The sequence below is a fragment of the Delftia sp. genome, from assembly GCF_059499305.1.
On record NZ_JCABYI010000030.1, the window covers coordinates 479518 to 499182 of the forward strand.

Genomic DNA, 19665 nt, shown 5'->3' on the forward strand with positions numbered 1-19665 from the left:
TGTACCGGATCACAGCTTGAGCGTGCCCAGCGCGGCCGTGGCGTCAGCCGCATTGGCCGGCACCTCGATGTCGTTGGCCCGCGCGAAGGCAATGGCCGTCTGCACGGTGCTGAACAGGTCGGAGGCCGAGCCGGGGAACTTGGACACCACCCAGGCCGCGGAGGTGAGCTTGGTCAGCTGCATGGGGTTGGCGCTTTGCAGGCTCTTGCCCATGACCGACACATCCTTGCCCATGCCGGCGTACTTCACGCTGCCGTTGACCAGGTGCACCAGCCCCTCGGCGAAGGTGGCCTTGGAGGCGGCATCGAGCACGGGCTTCTTCGCCATGGACTCGGCAATCGCGCCGCTGGTGTCCGAGACCACCTTGTTGCCATCGCCCAGCGCGCCGATGGTGGCGCCATCGCCCAGGCTGTCCGCCGTGCTGGCGGCGCTGGCGGCCTGCTCCTTCAGGCCCAGGGCCGTGGCCATCTTGGCATTGGCGCTGAGCACCTCCTTGCTGGCGCCCACATAGCTGCGCACCAGGGCGTCGCCCTGGCCGGCCACGTCGGCAGAGCCGCTGCCGCCCATGAGCTTGCCGACACCCGGGATGGAGGGCATGGCCTGTGTCAGGGCGGGGCTGGCCATGGCGGCGGCAACGGCGACGGTGGTGAAGAGCTTTTTCATGGAGATGGACTCGGGTTGCAGCAGTCCGTGAACACGGACGGCGAAGATAAAAACGTGGAAAGCGTGGAAAACGAACGAAAGGAAAAAGGTCCGGCTGCATGGCAGCCGGACCTTGGAAGCCGCAGCGCTCAGCGCAGGCCCAGATTGGTGACCTGGCTGGTGAGATCGCGGGCCGCGTTGTTGGCGGCCAGCTTCAGCGCGTTGTTGCGCGCCTCATCCTCGGACGGGCCGGTGCCCGCATACAGCACCGGGCCGACGGCGGCAATCGTGTCGGGAATGGTCTGGGCGATGTCCAGGATCTTGGCGTTGACCGTCACGCTCACGCGCATCAGGCCGGTCTGGGGATCGGGCTCGCCCATGCCCACATCCAGCGTGCCCAGGGCGATGTAGGGAATCTGCGCCGTGCGCATGCCGGCCACCATGGCCGCAAGGGTCGAGGGCTGCAGGTCCATGCCGCTCTTGTAGTCGTTCTCCACGGCCGCGACCTTGAAGTGGCCGCCCGTGTAGGGCTCCACCATGGCAGCCTCTGACACCTTGAAGCCGGCCTTGGCGAAGTTGGAGGAAAAGACCTGGGCCAGGTTGGCGCTGGGGATCACGCGCCAGGTGGACTCGGCCGAGCGGCGCGTCGTGCTGCCGCCGGTTTCGGAAGTGCGGCTGCTCTTGACCGAGGCGTTGCCCGAGGTCGCCGTGGAGGCATTCGTGCTGATGCGTCCGCCACGGATGGATTCACCCTCGCTGCCCTTTTCGGAAGCGCTGACCTGGGCCTTGACGTCCTCGGTCTCGTCCACGCGCTTGTAGACACGGTCATCGAAGGACTTGGTCGTGGCCACCTGGCGCGAGACGAACATGAAGGCCAGCGGCGACCGGCCTGCGGGACCGCCCCTGGCCACGGCAGAGTTGGCCTTGACGGCATTGCGCAGATTGGCCACGTTCAGCGCCACGCGCACGGAGACCGTGTACTGCTTTCTGTCGGCGTTGTCCTCTTCGCTGAGCACGGTGTGCTCAAGGATGTAGCGATCGGGGTTGGCCAGGATCTTGTCGCGCACGGCGTCGAAATTCTCGGCCTCCGACTGGCCCGCTTCGGCGTAGTAGAACTCCACGGCCTTGAGCTGGGCCACCATCAGCGCACGCTCCTTGTCCTGCGGGCTGACCTTTGAATCCTGGTAGCTGACCGATGCCTTGCCGCGTGCCTGCTGCACCTGCGCGCCCGCACCGGCCGCGAACAGCGCCATGGAAAGGCACAGGAGGATTTTCTGGATTACTTGCATAGATTCATCAGGTCTTTTGTTTTGACAATTTGCGCTTCGATGTCGCTCTCGGCCGCAGCCGACTTGAGCCAGTCATTGCCCCGTCCAGCCGCCACCGTCTCGGCCAGCTTCACGAAAAGGCCGTTGAGCGAGTCATAGAACGCCGGAAAATCATCGACATGGGTTTGCGTGGAAGGCACTACCTTCACTTCCGCGTTCTTCAGCGAGGCGCCGAGAAACACCGGCCCATTGGGTTCCTGGATGCGCATATCGGCAAAGGTGCCGTAGACATAGCTGGTGCCGGCGCTGGACTCCTTGAACTTGAGCTTCTTGAATCCCTTGAAATCGACGCTGATGGCGTAGTCGGCACTGGGCAGCTGCAGCGTGTAGACCTCTCCGTCAAGCACCTGCATGCGCATCACATTGCCCACGGCATAGCCCATGGCAAAAGGAATGATGGGCACACCAATGCGGCTGGAAATGGCCTCGCCCACGATATCGGCGGCCCAGGTCTTGTGCACCTGCGGGTCCTGCAGATAGCCGGGCAGCATCTCGGCCATGGCGGCGGGAATCTGGATATCGGTGACCTGCAGGAAACGCGGCGTCTGCGAGGGCACGGTGGCCGTGGCCAGCACCTGGGCAAAACGGCCGAAGATGCCGGGCTTGCCTCCCGCGCCTTCGTATACCTTGGTCACGCGCTCCATGATTTCCTCTTGCGACGGCTCGTGGCGCAGGTTGTCGATGAAGGCAAAGCTGAGCGGATACGAACGCACCGCCGTCATGGACTTGAAGTCAAAAAACAGGGCCTGTCCACGAATCAGGATGAACAGCTTGCGCACGCCGCCAAAGCTTTCCACGGAGACCGTCTCGGAATTGAGCACCAGAGAAACCACCAGGGCCTGGTCGCGCCCCTTGAGCTCATCGATGGGATTGGTGGATATCTGCAGATGCTGTGCAGGCGCCTGCTGCACGAATGCCAGTGCCCGCGCATAGGCACTGTGTCCGGCGGCCTTCAGGCGGCTCTCATACTGCTTTGAATAAGGGAATCGCTGCTGCTGCGAACTGGCATCGCCCGAATAGGCGACTCCCGCAAAAGTGACATTGGGCCGGTCCTCGGCCATTGCAGCGCCCGACGCTGCAAGCGCAAAAAGCCAGAGCCATGCCATGGCCCGGCGCATGATTTTCTCCACCCCCACACCGCCCCCTTAAAAATGTAAGCGGAGGGTAACAGATTTCACACACCAATACGTGGCACTCGGCGCACAAAGGCGACTGCAGACAATGCCGCCGATTTCGCCGGCCCAGTCTTCATTCAATGGAAAAAAGCGGTCACCCGCTGACCGTCAGCGCGGCCTATTCCACCTGGATATTGGCGGACTTGACAATCTGCGTATAGCTCGCCTTTTCCTTCTTCAGGAACTGGGCGAACGTGGCCGGCGTGCCCGAGCCGGGCGTGGCACCGCTGTCCTGCAGGCGCTTGCGGACCTCGGGCAGCTTCAGCACCTCGGCCAGTTCGGCGGCCAGGCGGCTGACCACGGGTTCGGGCGTGCGGGCGGGGGCGAACAGGCCGGTCCAGGCTTCCAGCTCGAAGCCCTTCAAATCAGGAGCCTCCGCAAAGCTCATCACCTCGGGAATCACGTCGATGCGCTGTGCCGAGGTCACGCCCACGCCTTCCAGCTTTTTCTGCTGCACCAGCGGCGTGGCGCCGGTGGTCATCAGAATGCCCAGATCGACCTGGCCGCCCATGACCTCGCTGGTGACCTGTGCTACGCCACGATAGGGCACATGGACCAGGCGGATGCGGGCACGCTCCTGCAGCCGCTCCATGGCCAGGTGCAGCACCGTGCCCACGCCCGGCGTGGCATAGGTCAGCGCGCCGGGCCGGGCGCGGGCCATGCTGATCAGCTCGTTGAGGTTGTGCACGGGCAGGCCAGGGCGGGCCACGATCACCATGGGCGCCACCGAAGTCAGGCCCACGGGAGCCAGATCACGCTCGGCGTCATAGCGCACGGAGGAGTTCACCAGTTGCGCAATGCTCACCGGCCCGTCAAAGCCCAGCAGCAGCGTGTAGCCATCGGCATGCGAGCGCGCCACCTTGCTCACGCCCAGCACGCCGCCGGAGGCCGGCACGTTGTCCACCACCACCGACTGGCGCAGCCGCGCACCCAGCTTTTCGGCCACCAGCCGCGCCGTGGCGTCCACATCGCTGCCCGCGCCGAAGGGCACGATCAGCGTGATGGGCCCGCCTGCCGGCCAGGGCTTGCCCGCGCCCGGCGCGGCATGGGCGGCGGGTGCAGTAGCAAGGGCCGCAGCCACTGAGGCTGCAGCCGATAGCAGGGAGCGTCGGGACAGGTGCATGGAGCGTGGGCATGCGCGGCGCATGCCGGCGAAGGCGGTGCGGGCTGGCAATGGCCTGCAGGGCAGGGACGGCCAGCGCGTGGAAAGCGGGCGATTCTGCCATAGGGTGCAATTTTCCTGCCACACGCTTGCCACGAAGCCCTATTTATTGCAATCCGTTTCAACCCTTGTGATTCCGTGTCCTAGGGTTCTCGCCTAAGGCGCTGCCCCGCCGCCATGCCCAGAATCGGCTGACCATGCTCTCACCCAGCCAAGTCATTGTCTTCGCCACGCCTGCCTTTTTGCTGCTGATCGCGCTGGAATGGGGCGTGAGCCTGTGGCGCGGGCGCAATGCCTACCGGCTGGCCGACGCCATCAGCTCCATCAGCCTGGGTATGCTCAGCCAGACCAGCGCCGTCTTCACCACGCTGCTGCGCGTGGGCCTGTACACGCTGGCCTTCGAGCACCTGGCGCTGTGGCGCAACGATGCCTTCTGGACCAGCATTCCCGGCTGGCTGCTGGCCCTGCTGTTCTACGACTTCTGCTACTACTGGCTTCACCGCATGGGCCACGAGGTGGCCGTGCTGTGGGCAGCCCACGCCGTGCACCACCAGAGCCAGGACTACAACCTGTCGACGGCGCTGCGCCAGACCAGCTCGGGCGCGCTGCTGGGCTGGCTGTTCTACCTTCCCATGGCGCTGGCCGGCGTGCCGCCGCTGGTGTTTGCCATCGTGGGCCTGATCGATCTGCTCTACCAGTTCTGGGTCCATACCGAGCAGGTGCGGCGCCTGGGCTGGTTCGACCGCTGGTTCTGCGCGCCCAGCAACCACCGCGTGCACCACGCCGTCAATGACTGCTACCTGGACAGGAACTACGGCGGCATCCTCATCGTCTGGGACCGCCTGTTCGGCACCTTCAAGCCTGAGGACGACAGCGAGCCCTGCGTCTACGGCACGCGCGGCCTGCTGCAAAGCTGGGACCCGCTATGGGCCAACGCCGTGGTGTACCGGCAACTCATCCATGACAGCTGGCATGCGCGGCGCTGGGGCGACAAGCTGCGCGTCTGGCTCAAGCCGCCCGGGTGGCGCCCTGCCGACGTGGCGCAGCGCTTTCCCAGGCCGGCCTTCGACCTGGACGCGCACCGCGTGCTCTACGCACCCGACATGCAGCGCAGCCTGCGCTGGTTTGCGGGCCTGCAGTTCGTGGCGCTGATCGCCGGGGTGTCGCTGTTCCTGTGGCATGCCGACCAGTCCTCGACGGCGCGCAATGCGCTATGGTTTGGCGTGCTGCTGGCCTGCCAGTGGGCAATGGGCGCGGCCATGCAGGGGCGCATCAGCCTGTGGGTGGCCCTGGCCATCGAGGCCGGCGCGCTGGCCACCGCCACCAGCGTGCTGGACATGCTGCACTGGCACTGGCTGTTCAAGCCGCTGGCCATGGTCTTTGCGCTGATCGCTGTCATGCAGATGTGGCGCGGCAGCGCGGCGTTCTCGGCGCTGGCGAAACCCGCGCGCGGCGCCTGCTGGCTGGCCGCGGCGCTGGCGGCCTCGATGGCGGGCGACGTGTTCCTGATGCTGCCCGATCTGTTCATCCCGGGCCTGGCCAGCTTTCTGCTGGCCCACCTGGCCTATATCGTGCTGCTGCGCCAGGACGCCCCCTGGTTTGCGCACCGGCCCTCGCTGGCCGCCACGCTGGCCCTGGGCGCGGGCATGTATGCCGTGCTCTGGCAGGGCGGGCTGCCCGCCGCGCTGCGCCTGCCCGTGGCCGCCTATGTGCTGGTCATTGCGCTGATGGCGGCCCAGGCCCTGGGCCGCGCCAGGCACCTGGGCGGCCAGCCCGCCTGGACCGTGGCCATCGGCGCCTGCTTCTTCATGGCCAGCGACTCGCTGCTGGCCATCAACCGCTTCGTGCAGCCTTTCGACGGGGCGCAAGCCGCCGTGCTGACCACCTACTACGCGGCGCAGTTGCTGATCGTGCAGGGCTGGCTGGCCCGTGGCGCATCGACATCAGGGTTGACCCGAGGCAGCTCGCAAGGCACAATGGCGGGATCGCATTTTCAGGAGTCCTTCCGTGGACAGTGCCAGTTCAACCAGTGACAAACAGCGCGCCGCAATGGCTACGCTGCTGGCTGACTGACCGACTCCTGTGAAGGGAGCGGCCATGTCGGCCGGCTTCCTTCCATTGCTGCGTTTCCCCTTGGATCTTCGCGCCCGCCCGGCGCTGCAGTTGCGCTTGGCATGCATCAGGTACGCCGCTCCTGCACCGAAGATTCCAATGGCTGTTGATCACTGACCGCGTGCCCGTGTGGCTGCCATCGAGCAGCGCGCGGCCCACGCTGCTTGACGGCCCTGCCCGCGGCAGTCTTCCTGGTTCGCCAAGGAGAAAGCCATGTCCACACCGTTCGCTCGCCCCGCAATGCAACGCCTGCAGCCTGCCACTGCCGCGCCCTGCCCCGGCGCCACCGGCACGCGCGTGGCTGCCTCCCAGGCAGCAATGCAGGCCAAGGCACAGCCACAGATGCAAGCCCAGGCCCCATCGGCCATGGAGCACGCCATGCACCTGGACCTGCAGACCCACTGGCCCACGCACCGCATCCGCAGCTTTCTGAGCCTGCAGCCGCGCTGAGCGCGCGCCGCAGCCTTGTCCGCCCCATCGTCAGAAAGGAGTTCCCCCATGGACCCCGATCCGAGTCGATCTTGCCCTGACCCCTCCGATACGGTCCGGCCGCACATGCCTGCGGCCCTTCCGCCCCTTCCCAAGGCCCCGGCCGGGAGACCCGCGCACGTCCATTGACGGATAGGTGCCGGGCTTCTTTCGGCCGCAACGAAAGAAGCCCGCCATGCAACACGTCATCACCGCGCTGCGCACCACGCCGGCAACCACGCCCGCCACAGCACCCGTCTCCACACGCGCCATCCGCACCTCCCACACCACCCGCGCCAGCACCTTGCAGCTGGCCCTGCAAGCCGCCATTGCGGCACGCCATACCGGGCAACTGCACACCCTGCTGCAGCAACACGGCCCCGATCTCTTCGCCCATTCCCTCGTGGCGCTCACGCAGCGCCAGCAGGCCGACGTCCTGTCCCTGCTGGCGGCACAGGAGCGCGCCGAGGTCTACCGCCACCTGCCTGCCCATGCGCGGCGCCAATGGCTGCAGTCGGCCACCGTGGCCCGCCCGCCGCTGCGCCGCCGCCTGCTGTGCGCCTGCCAGCGCAACTGGCACTGGCTGCGCGCCACCCTTCGCTCGAGCCAGGCCTGAGCCACCGTGGAGGTCGCCATGAAAAACCTCAAGCACCTGTTCCAGGCCTTTTTGCGCAGCCGCCATGCCCTGGGGCTGTTCCGGCGCAATGCCCTGCCCTCGGGCACGGCCGTGCACCACTCGCGCTCGGTATCGCCGACCCTCACGCGCGAGCTGCTGCGCGCCTCGCGCGATGACATCGCCGCCGTGCTGGCGCGCACCGGCTCCAGCGAGGACGGCCTGACCCGCGAGCAGGCCCGCGCCGCGCTCGCACGTCTCGGCCCCAACGAGGTCGAGCACGAAAGGCCGCTGCCCGGCTGGCTGCACCTGTGGTACTGCTACCGCAATCCCTTCAACCTGCTGCTGACGCTGCTGGCCGTGGTCTCCTACGCCACGGAGGACATGAAGGCCACGGTCGTCATCGCCTCCATGGTGCTGCTGTCCACGCTGCTGCGCTTTGTGCAGGAAGGCCGCTCCAACCGCGCCGCCGCGCGGCTCAAGGCCATGGTCAGCAGCACGGCCACGGTGCTGCGCCGCAATGGCGGCCCACCGGCCCCTGCAGATGCCGACTCCGCAGACGCCCCGCACAGCGGCTTCGGCCAGCAGGCGCGCCGCTACGAGGTGCCGCTGCGCGAGGTCGTGCCCGGCGATTTCGTGGTGCTGTCGGCCGGGGACATGATTCCTGCCGACTGCCGCGTGCTCAGCGCCAAGGACCTGTTCGTGAGCCAGTCCGCCATGACCGGCGAATCCCTGCCCGTGGAAAAGCGCGCCGACGCCAGTGCATCGAATGGCACCGGCGTGCTGGACGCCAGCAACCTGCTGTTCATGGGCACCAACGTGGTCTCGGGCACGGCGCTGGCCGTGGTGCTGGCCACGGGCAACCGCAGCTATTTCGGCACCATTGCCACGCGGGTGACCTCCAACGACCGCGCGCCCACGGCCTTCGAGACCGGGGTCAACAGCGTCAGCTGGCTGCTGATCCGCTTTGCGGCCGTGATGGTGCCCGTGGTGCTGTTCATCAACGGCTACACCAAGGGCGACTGGGCCGAGGCCTTCCTGTTCGCGCTGTCCGTGGCCGTGGGCCTGACGCCCGAGATGCTGCCCATGATCGTGACCTCCACCCTGGCCAAGGGTGCCGTGGTGCTGTCGCGCCGCAAGGTCGTGGTCAAGCGGCTGGACGCCATCCAGAACTTCGGCGCCATGGACGTGCTGTGCACCGACAAGACCGGCACGCTGACCCAGGACCGCATCGTGCTGGAGCGGCACACCGACGCCTTCGGCCAGCCCTGCGACGAGACGCTGCGCTTCGCCTACCTCAACAGCCACTACCAGACGGGCCTGAAGAACCTGCTCGACCATGCCGTGCTGGAACACGTGGAGCTGCACACCCAGATGCGCGTGACCGAGGACTACCGCAAGGTCGATGAGATCCCCTTCGACTTCGAGCGCCGCCGCATGTCCGTGGTGGTGGCCGAGCGCGGCCACCACCACGAGCTGATCTGCAAGGGCGCGGTCGAGGAAATCCTGGGCGCCTGCACCCGGCTGCGCGAGGGCGACGGCACGCGCCCGCTGGACGAGGAGCAGCTGGCCCGCGTGCGCCGCGTGACGCGCGAACTCAACCGCGAGGGCCTGCGCGTGGTCGCCGTGGCCATGAAGGAAGTGCCGCCGCACAAGAGCGACTACGGCGTGGCCGACGAGTCGGAGCTGACCCTGATCGGCTACATCGCCTTCCTGGACCCACCGAAGGAAACCACGGCCGAGGCGTTGGCCGCCCTGGCCGCGCACGGCGTGGCCGCCAAGCTGCTGACCGGCGACAACGAACTGGTGGCCGCCAAGGTCTGCCGCGATGTGGGGCTGCCCGCAGACCACATCGTCCTGGGCACGCAGATCGAGCACATGAACGACGAGATGCTGCGCCAGACGGTGGAGCGGCACCAGCTGTTCGCCCGGCTCACGCCGCTGCACAAGGAACGCATCGTGCATGCGCTGCGCGCCAACGGCCACATCACCGGCTTCATGGGCGACGGCATCAACGACGCCCCGGCCCTGCGCGCGGCCGACATCGGCATCAGCGTGGACAGCGCCGTGGACATCGCCAAGGAAGCGGCCGACATCATCCTGCTGGAAAAAAGCCTGATGGTGCTGGAGCAGGGCGTGATCGAGGGCAGGCGCACCTTCAGCAACATGCTGAAGTACATCCGCATGACGGCCAGCTCCAACTTCGGCAACGTGTTCTCGGTGATGGTGGCCTCGGCCTTCATCCCCTTCCTGCCCATGCTGCCGCTGCACCTGCTGGTGCAGAACCTGCTGTACGACCTCTCGCAGATCGCCATCCCCTTCGACAACGTGGACGACGAACTGGTGCGCCAGCCGCTGCGCTGGAACCCGGCCGACCTGGGCCGCTTCATGGTGTTCTTCGGGCCCATCAGCTCGCTGTTCGACATCCTGACCTTCGCGCTGATGTGGTTCGTCTTCGCCGCCAACACGCCCGGGCAGCAGACGTTGTTCCAGTCGGGCTGGTTCGTCATCGGGCTGCTCACGCAGACGCTGATCGTGCACATGATCCGCACGCCCAGGATCCCCTTCCTGCAAAGCCGCCCGTCCTGGCCGCTGCTGCTGGCCACGGCGGCCGTGATGGCGGCCGGCATCTTCCTGCCGATGGGGCCGCTGGCCGGCTACTTCAAGCTGCAGGCGCTGCCGGCGGCCTACTTCCCGTGGATGATTGCCATATTGCTGGGCTACGCTTGCCTGGCCACGCTGCTCAAGCGCGCCTACATCCGCCGCTACGGCTGGCAGTGACGCACCCTTCAGCGCCTCTTTCAACGCCCCTTCAACCCATTCACCAGGAAAGCGCGGAAACCCCATGCAGGCCCTGCAGAACCTCAACCCCGGCGCCATGCTGGACACCTTCGTCAGCCTGACCACGGCCTTCGTGTTCGGCGCCCTCATCGGCCTGGAGCGCCAGGTGCGCCAGCGCACGGCGGGGCTGCGCACCAACACCCTGGTCGCCGTGGGCGCGGCCGTCTTCGTGGACCTGGCCGTGCGCCTGGGCGGGGCCGAGGGCGCCACGCGCGTGGTGGCCTACGTGGTCTCGGGCGTGGGCTTCCTGGGCGCGGGCGCCATCATGAAGGAAGGGGCCAACATCACCGGGCTGAACACGGCGGCCACGCTGTGGGGCTCGGCCGCCGTGGGGGCCTGCGCGGGCGCCAGCCTGGTGGCCGAGGCCGGCCTGGCCACGCTGTTCGTGCTGGCCAGCAACACCTTGCTGCGCCCCGTGGTCAACCGCATCAACCGCCGCCCGGTGGATGACGAATCCACGGAATCGACCTACTACGTCTACGCCATCTGCCACCGCGGCGCCCAGGGCGATGTGCGCGAGCAGATGCTGGAGCTGCTGGAGAACGCCAGCTACCCCGTGCGCGGCGTGGAAACCCATGCCTTCGGGCCGCAGGACACGGAGATCGAGGCCATGCTCTACGCCACCTCGGTGGACTCCGACGAGCTGGACCGCGTGATCGCCGCCATCGAGGCCCTGCCCGGCGTGCTGCAGGCCTTCTGGAACGCCGGCACGGAAGAATGAGTAGGGGTATCACACAGTCCTAGATCTAGGACACCGAGGAAGGGCCGCCCCGCACTGAGGGTGTCGTCCCACTCCCGCGAAGCGAGAGAGGGGGAAGCGGCACAGCCGCTCAGGGGGTGTCTTTTTCTGGCACCGGCAACCCGAGATGGCGGTACGCCGCCTGGGTCGCCATGCGCCCGCGCGGCGTGCGCTGCAAAAAGCCCTGCTGGATCAGGTAGGGCTCGATCACATCCTCGATGGTGCCCGCCTCCTCGCCAATGCTGGCCGCGATGTTGTCCAGGCCCACGGGGCCGCCGTCGAAGCGGTGCACCACGGCCTCCAGCAGCTTGCGGTCCATGATGTCGAAGCCCTGGGGATCGACATCGAGCATGGCCAGCGCACGGTCGGCCAGCTCGCGCGTGATGCTGCCGTCGCCACGCACATCGGCATAGTCGCGCACGCGGCGCAGCAGGCGGTTGGCAATGCGCGGCGTGCCGCGCGAGCGGCGCGCGATCTCGAAGGCGCCCTCGTCATCGATGGGCGCGTTCAACAGGCCTGCACTGCGCCGCACGATGCGCGCCAGCTCCTCGGCCGTATAGAACTCCAGCCGCGCCACGATGCCGAAGCGGTCGCGCAGCGGGTTGGTCAGCATGCCCGCGCGCGTGGTCGCGCCCACCAGCGTGAACGGCTGCAGGTCCAGCTTGATGGAGCGCGCCGCCGGCCCTTCGCCGATCATGATGTCGATCTGGTAGTCCTCCAGCGCCGGGTAGAGGATTTCCTCGACCACGGGCGACAGGCGGTGGATCTCGTCGATGAACAGCACGTCGTTGGCTTCGAGGTTGGTCAGCAGCGCCGCCAGGTCCTTGGGCTTTTCCAGCACGGGGCCGCTGGTCTGGCGCAGGTTCACGCCCAGCTCGGCCGCGATGATGTGCGACAGCGTGGTCTTGCCCAGGCCCGGCGGGCCGAACAGCAGCACATGGTCCAGCGCCTCGCTGCGCTTTCGGGCCGCGCCGATGAAGATCTCCAGCTGCTCGCGCGCCTTGGCCTGGCCCACGTACTCCTGCAGCAGCTTGGGGCGCAGGGCGCGCTCCATGGCCTCTTCCCCGCGCGAGACCGGCGCTGCCGAAATCATGCGCGGCTTTTCCGGTGCCTTATCTGGCGGGAAGCCGCCCTGCCCGAAATCGTCGGTATGGATGCTCATGCGCCGCTCACTTGGCCAGCGCCTTCAGCGCCAGCTTGATGCCTTCGGTCACGCCCACGTCGGGCGGCAGCTTCTTGAGCGCGGCGGCCGCATCCTTGTCGGAATAGCCCAGCGCCATCAGCGCCTGCACGATGTCGTTCTGGTCGTTGTTCACGAACAGCGACTGCGCGCCCGTATCGGCGCCGATCTTGCCCTTGAGCTCCAGCAGCAGGCGCTCGGCCGTCTTCTTGCCGATGCCCGGCACCTTGACCAGGCGGCCCACCTCCTGCAGCGTCACGGCCTGGGCCAGGTCCTCCACGCTCATGCCGCTGAGCACCGACAGCGCCATGCGCGGGCCGATGCCGGTGATCTTGATCAGCTCGCGGAACGCCTGGCGCTCGCTGTGCGTGCCAAAGCCGTACAGAAGCTGCGCATCCTCGCGCACCACGAAGTGCGTCAGCAGGCTGACCCTGGCCCCACTGGCGGGCAGGTTGTAGAAGGTGCTCATGGGCACCTGCACCTCGTAGCCCACGCCGCCGCAGTCCACCAGCACCTCGGGCGGGTTTTTTTCCAGCAGCGTTCCTGTCAATTTGCCTATCATTGGTGTCCTTTGCCGCCCCAGGGGCGGCTTTTCATGCCCGTCCGCAACCGAACGCCGGCCCATTCACAGGGTATGGCACCACGCCCTCGCGCTGGCCGCCGCCCGGAATCTCTGGAATTATCCGCGTGATCCTGCGCCACACATTCACACCCCACGACAACAACCGGTTGAGCCATCTGTGCGGCCCGGCCGACGCGCACCTGCGCACCATCGAGATCGCACTGGGCGTCAAGATCGCCCACCGCCACGAGCAATTCAAGATCGACGGCCCCAAGGCCAAGGCCAACGACGCACTGGAGCTGCTGCAGGCCCTCTACGAGATGGCCGACGACCCCATCCTGGACGATTCGCTGCAGCTCATGCTGGCCGGCGACACCGAACTCATCGAGCAGCCCCTGGACGCCATCCAGCTGTCCACGCGCCGCCCCGACCTGCGCGCGCGCACGGCCAACCAGTCGGCCTACCTGGAGAACATCGCCCGCCACGACATCACCTTCGGCATCGGCCCGGCCGGCACCGGCAAGACCTACCTGGCCGTGGCCTGCGCCGTGGACGCGCTGGAGCGCAGCGCCGTGCAGCGCATCGTGCTCACGCGCCCGGCCGTGGAGGCGGGCGAGCGCCTGGGCTTCCTGCCCGGCGACCTCACGCAGAAGGTCGACCCCTACCTGCGCCCGCTGTACGACGCGCTCTACGACCTCATGGGCTACGAGAAAGTGCAAAAGGCCTTCGAGCGCAATGTGCTGGAGATCGCGCCGCTGGCCTTCATGCGCGGGCGCACGCTGAACAACGCCTTCGTCATCCTGGACGAGGCGCAGAACACCACGCCCGAGCAGATGAAGATGTTCCTCACGCGCATCGGCTTCGGCGCCCGCGCCGTGGTCACGGGCGACGTCAGCCAGATCGACCTGCCCAAGGGCGCCCTGAGCGGCCTGATCGATGCCGAGCGCGTCTTGAAGCGCGTCAAGGGCATCGCCATCAACCACTTCACCAGCGCCGACGTGGTGCGCCACCCGCTGGTGGCCCGCATCGTGGACGCCTACGACGCACGCGGCCAGGCCCCGGCACGCCGTGCCGCACCGCGCCTTGCAGCGCCTTGATCCCGACAGCCACAGCAGACGCCCGCCCACGGGCGCTCCAAAGCACAAGCTCACGCCCACGCACTTCCCCATGTCCCTGAACCAACTGCAACTGTCCCTGCAATTCGCGCGCTTTGCCGAGGCGCCCGCCCACCGCGCCGTGCTGTCCCGCAGCAAGGTCACGCGCTGGATACGCCACGCCCTGGCCGTCGATGCCGAAATCACCGTGCGCATCGTCGATGCCGAGGAAGGCCAGCAGCTCAACCGCGAGTACCGGCAAAAGGACTACGCCACCAACGTCCTGACCTTCGACTACCAGCAGGAGCCCACGGCCATGGCCGACCTGGTGCTGTGCGCCCCCGTGGTCGAGCGCGAGGCGCGCGAGCAGAACAAGACGCTGGAGGAGCACTACGCCCACCTGCTGGTGCACGGCACGCTGCATGCCCAGGGCTGGGACCATGAAACCAGCGAGCAGGACGCCGAGGAAATGGAAGCCTACGAGACCGAGATCATGGTCGAGCTGGGCTTTGCCGACCCCTACGCCAAGTAGGGCCCGCGCGGGCCTCAGCGCGCCGTATCGATGACGACCCGGCCGCGCACCTGGCCGGCAAGCAGCCGGGGCGCCAGCGCAACCGCATCGGCCAGGCCCGCCTCTTCGGTATTGCGCTCCAGCACCTCGCGCGGCAGTTCGGCAGCCAGCCGCGCCCAGGCCTGCTCGCGCCGCGCCTGCGGCGCATAGACGCTGTCGATGCCCAGCAGCGACACGCCGCGCAGAATGAACGGTGCCACGGAAGCCGGCAGGTCCAGCCCCTGGGCCAGCCCGCAGGCCGCCACGCAGCCGCCGTAGCGCAGGCTGGCGCACACATTGGCCAGCGTATGGCTGCCCACGCTGTCCACGGCCGCCGCCCAGACCTCCTTTTGCAGCGGCTTGCCGGGCGCATCCAGGCTGCTGCGCTCCACGATCCGCGCCGCGCCCAGCGCCTTCAGGTGCTCGGCCTGTTCGGGCCGCCCGGTGCCGGCGTGCACCTCGAAGCCCAGGCGCGACAGCAGGGCCACGGCAATGCTGCCCACGCCGCCATTGGCCCCCGTCACCAGCACGGGGCCGCTGGAGGGCGCGATGCCATGCGCCTGCAGCGCCATCACGCACAGCATGGCCGTATAGCCGGCCGTGCCTATGGCCATGGCATCCCGTGCGCTGAAGGCCTCGGGCCGGCGGATCAGCCAGTCGCCGTTCACCCGCGCCTGCTGGGCGAGCCCGCCCCAGTGGGTCTCGCCCACGCCCCAGCCGTTGAGCAGCACGGCATCGCCGGGCTGGAAACGCGCGTCCTCGCTGTCCAGCACCGTGCCGGCCAGGTCGATGCCCGGCACCATGGGGAACTGGCGCACCACGGGCGAGCGCCCCGTGATGGCCAGTGCATCCTTGTAGTTGAGCGTGGAATGCGAGACGGCCACGCGCACCGCGCCGGCGGGCAGGCTGGCTTCGTCCAGCTCCACACACTCGGCACGGGTTTCACGCGGTACGGGTTGGGTCAGCAGCAAGGCTTTGAACATGGGGTCTCCAGCAAGGCAGTGGCAAAGGAATCCAAAGGCAATCAGGACTGCGGCGCGCCCAACACGCCGCTGCGGCACAGGCAGGCGATGGCCTCGTCCGCCATCCCCAGCTCCCGCAGCAGCGCAAGGTTGCCATCGCCCAGGACGGGGGCCGGCGCACCCGGCAGGGGCTCGGCATCCATCCACCGGAACCCCATTCCCGGAGTGTCCACCGCAGCGCCGCCGGCGCCATAGCTCACAGGTGACACGGTGCCGGCAGCGCGGGCCTCGCCCAGGAATTCACCCAGGCGCCGCACCCTGGCGGCAGGCACGCCCACGGCGTTGAGCCGGGCTTCCATGTCCCGTGCGCTGCGTGCGGCGAAGGCCTCGGCCAGACAGGCCTGCAGCCGCTGCAGCGCGGACGCATCGCGCGCGGCCACAAAGCCGCCCTCGGGCGCGTTGAAGGCATCGAGGTCCAGCAGCGTGGCGTCCTCGCACAGCGCATCGAGCCCCAGCACGCTGGCGAGCCTGCGGAACTGCTGCGGCGTGTTGGCGGCCGTGAACAGCCAGCCGTCGGCGCACCGGTAGGTGTCGGCCGCCGGGCTCCCCGTATAGCCCCGGTTGCCCGCGCGCAGCTCCATGCTGCGCCGCATGATGGAAGAGGTGTTCCGCCGCGAAGGCGTGATCGCGCCCACGCCCGTCATCGAATCCACCAGCCCCTTCACCAACCTGCAACTGGTCCGGGCCGGCCTGGGGCTCAGCGCCGTGCCCGACTCCACGCTGCAGGCCTCGCACCGGTCGCTGGGGGTGCGCAGGGTGCATGTCACATCCGCCATCTCCATGGGCCCCGTGGCGCTGATCTACCGCAGCGCCGTCGCCAACCCACGCGTCGCCCTGCTGCGCGCCACGCTGGGCCTGCCCGGCCCGGTGGTGGCGCCGCCCTAGTCGCCTGGTGGCCGCCACGCCGGCGCGATCCTGTCCTTTTGCGCAAAGCAGCCCTGACCCAGCCGCCATGCCGGTGCGACAGCCCGCCCGATGGTCCGGCACTAAGATCGGCCTCGACCTATAACACCGGCCTGGCCGCGCAAGGCCACGGCGGCCTGCCGATGCCCGGCCCCAGGAGGAGACAACACCCATGTGGGACATCGCACTGCTCATGAGCGCCGCCTTCGTGGCCGGCGCGCTCAATGCCGTCGCCGGGGGCGGCAGCTTCCTCACCCTGCCCGCCCTGGTCTTCACCGGCGTGCCGCCCGTGGCCGCCAACGCCACCGGCACCGTCGCCCTGCTGCCCGGCTACATGGCCGGTGCCTGGGGCTTTCGCCAGGACATGGAGCCGCCGCCCGGCCTGGGCATGCGCGGCGTCATCGTGCTGTCGCTCATCGGCGGCTCGCTGGGCGCGGCCCTGCTGCTGGTCACGCCCGACCACCTTTTCCGCAAGGTCGTCCCCTGGCTGCTGCTGGCCGCCACCGCCATGTTCGCCTTCGCGCCCCAGCTCAGGCGCATGGCATCACGCGGCAGCGCCGAGCATGCAGCCCATGCCTCACCCGTCAAAGCCGGCGCCGGCATGCTGGCCGTGGCCATCTACGGCGGCTACTTCAACGGCGGCCTGGGCATCCTGCTACTGGCCCTGTTCGGCCTGCTGGGCCAGACCAGGCTGCATGCCATGAACGGCATGAAGAACCTGGTCTCCGCCCTGCTCACGGCCATTGCCGTCGCCATCTATGCGGCCGGCGGCGTCGTGCAGTGGGAGCAGGCCCTGGTCATGATGATTGCCGCCACCGCAGGCGGCTACGGCGGCGCCCGCCTGGCGCGCCGCATCCCGCCCGAATGGCTGCGCGCGGGCATCGTGCTGACGGGGCTAGTGATGGCGGGGGTGTTTTTCTGGCGGCAGTGAGGCCAGAAAGCTACTTCTTCGGCGCCGCACTCTGCGCTGACTTCGATACGCGCTTGCCTGTGGATTTTTCCGGCGTCGCCGCATCCGTGGCTGGCTGAGAGCCGCTCTGTGGCAGGGCCAGGGCTTGCGCAAGCGATTGCAACCGCTCTTCGATACGCTTCACGGTTTCCAGCGTTTCGTCACCGACGCGGGTATCCAGATTCATTTGCAAACTACCGCTGTCCATGCCCGAAACGTGCGGCGCCGCAAAGGTCTGCTGTAGCCGAGCCACGACCTCGGCAGTCATTGAGCGCCGGTTCTCTTCGGAAGCGGCATCCAGCAGATCCTTCAGCTCCTGAGGGATACGCATGTAGATGGTTGGGTCGTCGCGTGCCATCCGCGCACTTTGCCATGGAACACACTTGCCATTTTCTATGCACAGTGCATAGAATATTGAGTGCATAGATCGTGCATAGAAAGCCCGAGTCATTGAAGCGACGACAAAGGAATCGATATGGCTGCGTCACGGCACTCAACGAACGAGCCCTGCACGATGGACACCGCTGCCTGGCCCACCATGCAGCAAATGATCGCCCTGTCCATTGCCCGCGCAGAGATGGGGCTGGTTGCCCTGATCGAAACACGCTGTGCCGACATGCACTGGCATGACGCGGATGTCGAGGTGGACCTGGCCGCAGACCTGGCGCTGAACCACATCCGGCAAATCCGGCACAAGGTATTCGAGGACGCCAGCGAATTCGACAACGAGTGGTACCTCGCCCGCGCAGCCATCGCCCTGGCCGCCCAGGCCTTCGACCGGCCACAGAGTCTCTACGCCCGGCGCCTGAAACTACTCCTGCAACTGTTTGATGAAGCACCGTCCTTTGTGGAATACGCGGAGCATGGCCCGGAGGGTTGAATGCAGAGGCTTCTCTGTCGCCTCCAAGTCAGCAGCCTTTCTGAGCTGCCTACGCGGCAGCGAACGCGAGCAGGCACCAGGCCAGGGCCTTGAGCCATTTCTGAGCTGCCCATGCGGCAGCGAACAACGAGCGATACGGCAAAGGCACCGTGGGAATTTTCTGAGCTGCCTATGCGGCAGCGAACCCATGTCTTCCTGGGTCACGTCCGGCACCTTGTTTCTGAGCTGCCTATGCGGCAGCGACCTTGTTCACCCCGTCCCGCACCGTCTCGCTGTATTTCTGAGCTGCCTATGCGGCAGCGAACCGGCGTGTTCGACAACGCCGTGGACGTGCAATTTTCTGAGCTGCCTATGCGGCAGCGAACTCGGGTTATCCAATCCGGCCCGTGTCTTCGTTTTTCTGAGCTGCCTATGCGGCAGCGAACGCCGATCCGAAGTGCAGCCGATCACCAATCCTTTTCTAAGCTGCCTATGCGGCAGCGAACCAGCAGGGAGCCGTGCTTGTAGAGCGCGTCCATTTCTGAGCTGCCTATGCGGCAGCGAACGGCCCGGCCCGGTCTACGAGCCAGAAGCCGATTTTCTGAGCTGCCTATGCGGCAGCGAACCCGCGCCGGCCTCAGGCTGCCGCCCAAAGACTTTTCTGAGCTGCCTATGCGGCAGCGAACTGCACGCGGGGCTCGGTGCGGCGGGCGGCGAGTTTCTGAGCTACCTATGCGGCAGCGAACGCTCAATGTGCTTGAAACCATACTGATTGGTTTTTCTGAGCTGCCTATGCGGCAGCGAACCTCAGGCCGCGAGTGATGCTCTTTCTGATCTATTTCTGAGCTGCCTATGCGGCAGCGAACGTTGTCGCGCGAGATGGTGCGGATGCGGTCCATTTCTGAGCTGCCTATGCGGCAGCGAACAGGGCCGGACTTGATGGGCGCTTCGATCTCGCTTTCTGAGCTGCCTATGCGGCAGCGAACCGCAGGTGATCGCGAGGCACTTGTTTGACTTCGTTTCTGAGCTGCCTATGCGGCAGCGAACATCCGGGCGTCTCGACATAGACGCACCACTCTTTTCTGAGCTGCCTACGCGGCAGCGAACCCGCGCCAGCTGGTGGAGCAGCGGGATGCGCTTTTCTGAGCTGCCTACGCGGCAGCGAACGCGGCAGCACCTGCTGCGCCTGCAGTGGATGCTTTCTGAGCTGCCTACGCGGCAGCGAACGACCAGGAGCTGAAGCCACTGCGCGATGAAGATTTTCTGAGCTGCCTACGCGGCAGCGAACTACATCACTGATAGCGAGCTGCGGCGAATCAATTTCTGAGCTGCCTACGCGGCAGCGAACTGCGGCGAATCAAGGTGGCGGCGCTGCGCAGTTTTCTGAGCTGCCTACGCGGCAGCGAACAGGATCGTCATGAGCAAGCGAGACGTGCGCCATTTCTGAGCTGCCTACGCGGCAGCGA

General features: G+C 67.2%; 19 protein-coding genes and 1 CRISPR repeat array (1 of these 20 only partly in view). Of the genes, 10 read left to right on the forward strand and 9 right to left on the reverse strand.

Annotated features, from left to right (window positions below):
• Positions 1-9 precede the first annotated feature (9 nt).
• The 4 genes from AC5I49_RS18800 to AC5I49_RS18815 all read right to left on the reverse strand — a co-directional run bounded on the left by AC5I49_RS18800 (position 10) and on the right by AC5I49_RS18815 (position 4268).
• Positions 10-663, reverse strand: coding sequence for a hypothetical protein (locus AC5I49_RS18800; protein WP_495789718.1), 654 nt, complete (start codon positions 661-663; stop codon positions 10-12).
• Positions 664-791: 128 nt separating this feature from the next.
• Positions 792-1931, reverse strand: a complete 1140-nt coding sequence (locus AC5I49_RS18805) for a hypothetical protein (RefSeq protein WP_495789719.1) — start codon at positions 1929-1931, stop codon at positions 792-794.
• Positions 1922-3076 (reverse strand): hypothetical protein, encoded by a 1155-nt coding sequence (locus AC5I49_RS18810; protein ID WP_228676823.1) that lies wholly within the window; start codon positions 3074-3076, stop codon positions 1922-1924. Before AC5I49_RS18810 ends, AC5I49_RS18805 begins: the two co-directional genes overlap by 10 nt.
• Positions 3077-3263: 187 nt before the next feature.
• Positions 3264-4268 carry a Bug family tripartite tricarboxylate transporter substrate binding protein gene (locus tag AC5I49_RS18815; RefSeq protein WP_016451870.1) on the reverse strand — a complete coding sequence of 335 codons (1005 nt, stop codon included), beginning with the start codon at positions 4266-4268 and terminating at the stop codon, positions 3264-3266.
• A gap of 236 nt (positions 4269-4504) precedes the next feature.
• On the opposite strand from AC5I49_RS18815, the gene AC5I49_RS18820 reads away from it, so the two are divergent.
• The 5 genes from AC5I49_RS18820 (at position 4505) to AC5I49_RS18840 (ending at position 11062) form a co-directional block, all read left to right on the forward strand.
• Complete coding sequence (locus tag AC5I49_RS18820) at positions 4505-6340, forward strand: lysoplasmalogenase family protein (RefSeq protein WP_495789720.1); 1836 nt, start codon at positions 4505-4507, stop codon at positions 6338-6340.
• Positions 6341-6632: 292 nt separating this feature from the next.
• Complete coding sequence (locus AC5I49_RS18825; RefSeq protein WP_047217762.1) at positions 6633-6869, forward strand: hypothetical protein; 237 nt, start codon at positions 6633-6635, stop codon at positions 6867-6869.
• 214 nt (positions 6870-7083) lie between these two features.
• Complete coding sequence (locus AC5I49_RS18830; protein WP_495789721.1) at positions 7084-7503, forward strand: hypothetical protein; 420 nt, start codon at positions 7084-7086, stop codon at positions 7501-7503.
• A gap of 18 nt (positions 7504-7521) precedes the next feature.
• Entirely contained in the window at positions 7522-10281 is a 2760-nt protein-coding gene (mgtA, locus tag AC5I49_RS18835; protein ID WP_495789722.1) for a magnesium-translocating P-type ATPase, read from the forward strand.
• A gap of 64 nt (positions 10282-10345) precedes the next feature.
• Complete coding sequence (locus AC5I49_RS18840) at positions 10346-11062, forward strand: MgtC/SapB family protein (RefSeq protein WP_012203158.1); 717 nt, start codon at positions 10346-10348, stop codon at positions 11060-11062.
• 109 nt (positions 11063-11171) lie between these two features.
• Here the strand turns inward: AC5I49_RS18840 and ruvB are convergent, their stop codons facing one another.
• On the reverse strand, positions 11172-12242 hold the full coding sequence (ruvB, locus tag AC5I49_RS18845; protein WP_495789723.1) for a Holliday junction branch migration DNA helicase RuvB: 1071 nt from the start codon (positions 12240-12242) through the stop codon (positions 11172-11174).
• Between the two features lie 7 nt (positions 12243-12249).
• Positions 12250-12822, reverse strand: coding sequence for a Holliday junction branch migration protein RuvA (ruvA, locus tag AC5I49_RS18850; RefSeq protein ID WP_016446532.1), 573 nt, complete (start codon positions 12820-12822; stop codon positions 12250-12252).
• 125 nt (positions 12823-12947) lie between these two features.
• Here ruvA and AC5I49_RS18855 point away from each other — a divergent pair, with 125 nt between their 5' ends.
• Positions 12948-13919 (forward strand): PhoH family protein, encoded by a 972-nt coding sequence (locus AC5I49_RS18855; RefSeq protein ID WP_016446533.1) that lies wholly within the window; start codon positions 12948-12950, stop codon positions 13917-13919.
• A gap of 70 nt (positions 13920-13989) precedes the next feature.
• Positions 13990-14448 carry an rRNA maturation RNase YbeY gene (ybeY, locus tag AC5I49_RS18860; RefSeq protein ID WP_016446534.1) on the forward strand — a complete coding sequence of 153 codons (459 nt, stop codon included), beginning with the start codon at positions 13990-13992 and terminating at the stop codon, positions 14446-14448.
• A 14-nt stretch (positions 14449-14462) separates the two neighbouring features.
• Here ybeY and acuI read toward each other — a convergent pair whose 3' ends face one another.
• Both acuI and AC5I49_RS18870 read right to left on the reverse strand, forming a co-directional pair.
• Positions 14463-15449 (reverse strand): acrylyl-CoA reductase (NADPH), encoded by a 987-nt coding sequence (gene acuI, locus AC5I49_RS18865; protein ID WP_016451875.1) that lies wholly within the window; start codon positions 15447-15449, stop codon positions 14463-14465.
• 41 nt (positions 15450-15490) lie between these two features.
• Positions 15491-16081: a CoA transferase gene (locus AC5I49_RS18870; protein ID WP_495789724.1), complete on the reverse strand. Its 591-nt coding sequence runs from the start codon at positions 16079-16081 to the stop codon at positions 15491-15493.
• Between AC5I49_RS18870 and AC5I49_RS18875 the strand changes: the two genes are divergently transcribed.
• Positions 16068-16373, forward strand: coding sequence for a LysR substrate-binding domain-containing protein (locus tag AC5I49_RS18875; RefSeq protein ID WP_495789725.1), 306 nt, complete (start codon positions 16068-16070; stop codon positions 16371-16373). The two genes, AC5I49_RS18870 and AC5I49_RS18875, sit on opposite strands and share 14 nt — an antisense overlap.
• 190 nt (positions 16374-16563) lie before the next feature.
• Positions 16564-17322 (forward strand): sulfite exporter TauE/SafE family protein, encoded by a 759-nt coding sequence (locus tag AC5I49_RS18880; protein WP_013804301.1) that lies wholly within the window; start codon positions 16564-16566, stop codon positions 17320-17322.
• Between the two features lie 10 nt (positions 17323-17332).
• On the opposite strand, the gene AC5I49_RS18885 is transcribed toward AC5I49_RS18880, so the two are convergent.
• Positions 17333-17698, reverse strand: coding sequence for an Arc family DNA-binding protein (locus AC5I49_RS18885; protein ID WP_495789726.1), 366 nt, complete (start codon positions 17696-17698; stop codon positions 17333-17335).
• 156 nt (positions 17699-17854) lie between these two features.
• Here AC5I49_RS18885 and AC5I49_RS18890 point away from each other — a divergent pair, with 156 nt between their 5' ends.
• Positions 17855-18220: a hypothetical protein gene (locus AC5I49_RS18890; RefSeq protein WP_343739793.1), complete on the forward strand. Its 366-nt coding sequence runs from the start codon at positions 17855-17857 to the stop codon at positions 18218-18220.
• A gap of 37 nt (positions 18221-18257) precedes the next feature.
• Positions 18258-19665: a CRISPR direct-repeat array (repeat unit 28 nt; unit sequence TTTCTGAGCTGCCTACGCGGCAGCGAAC); it runs 2163 nt beyond the window's last position.

What these genes read in the sequence shown, in the direction of transcription:
- AC5I49_RS18800 (WP_495789718.1), bottom strand. Translation starts at nt 663, where the DNA reads ATGAAAAAGCTCTTCACCACCGTCGCCGTTGCCGCCGCCATGGCCAGC.
- AC5I49_RS18805 (WP_495789719.1), bottom strand. Translation starts at nt 1,931, where the DNA reads ATGCAAGTAATCCAGAAAATCCTCCTGTGCCTTTCCATGGCGCTGTTC.
- AC5I49_RS18810 (WP_228676823.1), bottom strand. Translation starts at nt 3,076, where the DNA reads ATGGCATGGCTCTGGCTTTTTGCGCTTGCAGCGTCGGGCGCTGCAATG.
- AC5I49_RS18815 (WP_016451870.1), bottom strand. Translation starts at nt 4,268, where the DNA reads ATGCACCTGTCCCGACGCTCCCTGCTATCGGCTGCAGCCTCAGTGGCT.
- AC5I49_RS18820 (WP_495789720.1), top strand. Translation starts at nt 4,505, where the DNA reads ATGCTCTCACCCAGCCAAGTCATTGTCTTCGCCACGCCTGCCTTTTTG.
- AC5I49_RS18825 (WP_047217762.1), top strand. Translation starts at nt 6,633, where the DNA reads ATGTCCACACCGTTCGCTCGCCCCGCAATGCAACGCCTGCAGCCTGCC.
- AC5I49_RS18830 (WP_495789721.1), top strand. Translation starts at nt 7,084, where the DNA reads ATGCAACACGTCATCACCGCGCTGCGCACCACGCCGGCAACCACGCCC.
- mgtA (WP_495789722.1), top strand. Translation starts at nt 7,522, where the DNA reads ATGAAAAACCTCAAGCACCTGTTCCAGGCCTTTTTGCGCAGCCGCCAT.
- AC5I49_RS18840 (WP_012203158.1), top strand. Translation starts at nt 10,346, where the DNA reads ATGCAGGCCCTGCAGAACCTCAACCCCGGCGCCATGCTGGACACCTTC.
- ruvB (WP_495789723.1), bottom strand. Translation starts at nt 12,242, where the DNA reads ATGAGCATCCATACCGACGATTTCGGGCAGGGCGGCTTCCCGCCAGAT.
- ruvA (WP_016446532.1), bottom strand. Translation starts at nt 12,822, where the DNA reads ATGATAGGCAAATTGACAGGAACGCTGCTGGAAAAAAACCCGCCCGAG.
- ybeY (WP_016446534.1), top strand. Translation starts at nt 13,990, where the DNA reads ATGTCCCTGAACCAACTGCAACTGTCCCTGCAATTCGCGCGCTTTGCC.
- acuI (WP_016451875.1), bottom strand. Translation starts at nt 15,449, where the DNA reads ATGTTCAAAGCCTTGCTGCTGACCCAACCCGTACCGCGTGAAACCCGT.
- AC5I49_RS18875 (WP_495789725.1), top strand. Translation starts at nt 16,068, where the DNA reads ATGCTGCGCCGCATGATGGAAGAGGTGTTCCGCCGCGAAGGCGTGATC.
- AC5I49_RS18870 (WP_495789724.1), bottom strand. Translation starts at nt 16,081, where the DNA reads ATGCGGCGCAGCATGGAGCTGCGCGCGGGCAACCGGGGCTATACGGGG.
- AC5I49_RS18880 (WP_013804301.1), top strand. Translation starts at nt 16,564, where the DNA reads ATGTGGGACATCGCACTGCTCATGAGCGCCGCCTTCGTGGCCGGCGCG.
- AC5I49_RS18885 (WP_495789726.1), bottom strand. Translation starts at nt 17,698, where the DNA reads ATGGCACGCGACGACCCAACCATCTACATGCGTATCCCTCAGGAGCTG.
- AC5I49_RS18890 (WP_343739793.1), top strand. Translation starts at nt 17,855, where the DNA reads ATGGACACCGCTGCCTGGCCCACCATGCAGCAAATGATCGCCCTGTCC.